A 2,942-nucleotide genomic window follows, 5' to 3' on the forward strand; every position below is an offset into this window, starting at 1 on the left:
AACCAGCGGCGGCGACGGGCGCGCCGCGCACGCGGGAGGACGCGCTGGCGCTCACCGTCGCCCTGGCGCGCCCCGAGTGGATCGCCCGCAAGCGCCCCGGCTCCTCCGCCTACGTGCTCGCCGGGGGCGTGGGCGCGCTCCTGCCCGCGGGCTCCCCCCTGGAGGGGCAGGAGTGGCTGGCGGTCGCGGGCATCGACCGGGCCAGCGGCGACAAGCAGGCGCGGATTCTCGCGGCCGTCCCCATCGGGCCCGACGACGCCCTTGCGGCGGGCGCGCCACTGCTGGCCACCAGCACCGAGGCCGCACTCGAATCAGGGCGCATCCGGGCGCACCGCGTGCGCCGCCTGGGCGCGATCGAACTGTCCACCCAGCCCGCCGGAGCCCTCCCCGCCGACGAGGCACTGGCCATGGTCCGCGCCTTCGCGCAGAAGAACGGACTGGGGGCCTTCGGATGGGGGCAGCGCGCCACGGCGCTGCGCGCCCGCCTGGCCGCCCTGCGCGCCGCCATCGGCGAGCCCTGGCCCGACGTGTCCGACGACGGGCTGCTGGCCGCCTCCGACGCCTGGCTGTCCCCCCACGCCCAGCGCCTCGCCTCCGGGGCGCCCCTGTCCGGCGTCGACATGGCCGAGGCGCTGCGGGCGCTGCTGCCCTGGCCCGAGGCCTCCCGCCTCGACGAACTGGCGCCGGAGAGGATCACCGCCCCGGGCGGCGCCCAGCGCGCCATCGACTGGTCCACCGGCTCCCCCGTGCTCACGCTGCGGGTGCAGCAGGCCTTCGGCTGGACCGACACCCCCGTCCTCGCCGACGGCAGGCTCCCCCTGGTCCTCCACCTCACGAGCCCCGCGGGGCGCCCCGTCGCCGTCACCTCCGACCTGGCGTCCTTCTGGGCGGGGCCCTACGCGCAAGTGCGCGCGCAAATGAGAGGGCGCTACCCCAAGCACCCGTGGCCGGAGGACCCGCTGTCCGCCCGGCCCACCGACCGGGCGAAGCCCCGCCGCCGGTGACGGCGCGCCCGCCGGGCGCCCTCAGTCCCCCAGGCTCTTCTCCACCACGGACCTGCCGTCGGGCAGGTTCTTCGACGGCATCCGGTACCCGCCCACGTCCGCTATCGACGGACGCTCCAATCCGAGGTCGCGCAACTGGCTGAGCGTCGACATGCGCACGGGGCCGAGCTCGGCGACGGGCACACCGCCCTCCATCAGAGTCACGACCTCGCCCGATGAGACACGTGCGACCACGTCCCCCATGTTCTCCCGAAAATCACCAATATCAAGAGCCCTCATAGGGCTTATCGTTGCACATTCCCCAGCCCCGGGGCCAGTGGTGCTCCAACAGGTGGAATACTCGCGCCACCAGCGGCGTTGAGACCCGGGAAACACGAAAGCAAACGACTGCAATGGAGGCGGCATGACCACTGCGCCCGCAACGGAGAACTTCGACCTGCTCGTCGTGGGAGGGGGGAAAGCCGGGAAATCCCTGGCGATGGACCGCGCCAAACGGGGATGGAAAGTGGCGATGGTCGAACGCCGCTTCGTGGGCGGCACGTGCATCAACGTCGCCTGCATCCCCACCAAGACCCTGGTGGGCTCCGCCCGCCGCCTCGCCGAGGCCCGGACGGACGCCGACTTCGGCGTCGTCGGCACCGAGGGCGCCCGGATCGACCTCGCGTCGCTGCGCGCCCACAAGGAAGGGGTCGTGGGCGCGATGGTGGCCGCCCACGAGAAGATGTTCGCCGCCCCCGGCATCGATTTCATCCGGGGGAGCGCCCGTTTTGTCGGCGAGCGCACAGTGAACATCACCACTGACGACGGCACGATTAGGACCATTAGCGCACCCCGGGTGCTCATCAACCTGGGCACGCGCCCCGCACGGCCCGCCATCCCCGGCCTGTGGGAGTCGGGCGCGTGGACCAGTGAGGACATCCTCCGCCTCGAGTCCCTGCCCCAGTCCCTGGCGATCATCGGAGCCGGGTACATCGGCGTCGAGTTCGCCTCCATGATGGCCGCCTTCGGCGTCGCCGTCACCCTGGTGTCCTCCTCGCCGCGCATCCTGCCCCGCGAGGACGCCGACGCAGCGGCCGAGCTGGAGGCCGCGCTCGAGGCGCAGGGCGTCACCATCGTGCGCGGGGCGCGCGCCGAGTCCGCCTCCCGCGACGGCTCCACGACCACTCTGGCCCTGTCCGACGGCACCACGGTCGTGGCCGAGGCCGTCCTGGCGGCGGTCGGGCGCACCCCCAACACCGACGGCATCGACCTGGAGCTGGCAGGGGTCGACGTGGACGAGCGCGGCTTCATCGCCGTCGACTCCCACCTGCGCACCACAGCCGAGGGCACGTGGGCGGCGGGCGACGCGGCGGGCACGCCCATGTTCACCCACGCCTCGTGGAGCGACTTCCGCATCATCCGCAACCAGTTGGACGGGGTGGGCCTGGACGACCCCACGACTTCCACCGCGGGCAGGAACATCCCCTACGCGGTCTTCTCCACCCCGGAGCTGGCGCGCATCGGCCTCAACGAGGCGGAGGCCGCCGCCCAGGGCCTCGACGTTCGGGTCGCGAAGATCCCGACCGCCGCGGTCCCCAGGGCGAAGACGCTGCGCTCGCCCGCCGGTTTCCTCAAAGCGGTCGTGGACGCGCGCACCCACCGGATCCTGGGGGCGACGCTCATCGGGGAGCACGCTTCGGAGACCATCACCGCCGTGCAGGTGGCGATGGCCGGGGGCCTGACCTACGAGCAGCTGCGCTTCCTGCCCATCGCCCACCCCACGATGGGCGAGGGGCTGCAGATCCTCTTCGACTCGCTGGACTGAGGCGCCCCGCTCCCGCAGGGCAGGGGCCAATGGGAAGAGCCCCGCCGGCGGCGAGCCAGCGCAGCGGACGCGCACAGGACTGCCTCAGCGCCGCACGCCGAAGCACGACGGGCGGCGCACAAGGGCGCGAGGCA

3 protein-coding genes are annotated in these 2,942 nt (G+C 73.2%); 2 read left to right on the forward strand and 1 reads right to left on the reverse strand.

Translation table 11 applies throughout. The annotated features are described in order from the left end of the window. The coding region (locus tag BH719_RS10020; protein ID WP_009743290.1) for an ATP-dependent helicase C-terminal domain-containing protein at window positions 1-1,004 on the forward strand (1,004 nt) is incomplete at its 5' end. Between the two features lie 21 nt (window positions 1,005-1,025). Here BH719_RS10020 and BH719_RS03125 read toward each other — a convergent pair. Continuing rightward, a complete protein-coding gene (locus BH719_RS03125) occupies window positions 1,026-1,283 on the reverse strand; it encodes a type II toxin-antitoxin system Phd/YefM family antitoxin (RefSeq protein ID WP_009743291.1) in 258 nt (85 codons plus the stop codon). Between the two features lie 124 nt (window positions 1,284-1,407). Here BH719_RS03125 and BH719_RS03130 point away from each other — a divergent pair, with 124 nt between their 5' ends. Continuing rightward, window positions 1,408-2,808 (forward strand): dihydrolipoyl dehydrogenase family protein, encoded by a 1,401-nt coding sequence (locus tag BH719_RS03130; RefSeq protein ID WP_009743292.1) that lies wholly within the window; start codon window positions 1,408-1,410, stop codon window positions 2,806-2,808. Window positions 2,809-2,942 lie beyond the last annotated feature (134 nt).

The sequence above is a fragment of the Pauljensenia hongkongensis genome, assembly GCF_001746855.1.
Taxonomy (GTDB): domain Bacteria; phylum Actinomycetota; class Actinomycetes; order Actinomycetales; family Actinomycetaceae; genus Pauljensenia; species Pauljensenia hongkongensis.